This is a genomic window from Vibrio sp. 779(2023) (genome assembly GCF_033344285.1).
In the GTDB taxonomy this organism is placed as follows: Bacteria; Pseudomonadota; Gammaproteobacteria; order Enterobacterales; family Vibrionaceae; genus Vibrio; species Vibrio alginolyticus.
Genome location: NZ_JAWPOM010000227.1, coordinates 1 through 1,039, shown reverse-complemented (window position 1 = coordinate 1,039; position 1,039 = coordinate 1). Strand labels below are relative to the sequence as shown.

The 1,039-nt window shown below is 45.5% G+C and carries 1 protein-coding gene; it reads right to left on the bottom strand.

Annotated elements, in window-relative coordinates; all coding sequences use genetic code 11:
• Nucleotides 1-245: 245 nt before the first annotated feature.
• On the bottom strand, nucleotides 246-1,039 hold a 794-nt coding region (locus tag R8O70_RS26260), incomplete at its 5' end, for a M20/M25/M40 family metallo-hydrolase (RefSeq protein WP_318184594.1).

Below are 1,039 nucleotides of genomic sequence, written 5' to 3'. Positions count from 1 at the left end.
TTGTCCTTGTTAAGACTCCAATCTAGCGAAAAGCACCAGTTATAGTCAAATAAAGCAGACTAAGTTTGCAATTATTCGGCGTCTCTCCTGATTTAGAGCAAAGTTTCGACGGGCATAGAATTAAAAGTGAAAATTAATTACAAAATAACAAGTTAAATTCGTGTTAACGGTGCATAAAACCTTGTGCTTTGAGAGCCAAAATATGCAGCTCATCGGAGCTGCATAAAGGCTTTTTTTAAACTCAATCAACAACAATACTTAACCATCGCCTTTGAGAGCACATCAATGGTTGGGTCGATAAAATCAAAGGAGAGAAACTCATCTGGTTGGTTCGCTTGTTCTATAGAACCAGGGCCAAGTCCCATAGTCGGACACAGTTGCTGCAAGAAAGGCGCTTCCGTGCAGTAGTTGACGGTTTGCGAACTGGTTTGACAGATCTCTTCAACACCACCGATAAATGGATGATCGTGCTGACATTCATATCCTGGAATTGGCTCATGCAACGGTACGATGTCGATTCGTCCCGGCCATTTAGCTTCTACTTCTTGTAGTGCGCTGCGCAGCATGTTTTCTAAACCGTCCAAACTGATGCCCGGCAATGGGCGAACGTCATAGTGCAACTCGCAACAACCACAAATACGGTTGGCACTATCACCGCCATGGATATGGCCTAAGTTCAACGTTGGACTAGGGATGGCAAATCCTGGGTGGTGATACTCTTTAATGAGTTTGTCGCGCAGTTGCATCATCGCAAACAACACTTCATGCATGATTTCAATCGCGTTGACGCCCAAAGCTGGGTCAGAGGAGTGGCCGGATTTACCGGTAACCCGAATCGCATTGGCGACATGCCCTTTGTGACCACGAATAGGAACTAAGCTAGTGGGTTCTCCAATGATGCAGTAATCCGGCTTGAACGGCGCGTTCGTGGTGAAGTGTCTTGCGCCGAGCATGGTGGTTTCTTCATCACAGGTGGCCAATACGTAAAGCGGCTTGTTTTGCTTGCTCCAATCCACTTTTTTTACTGCTTCATAAATGA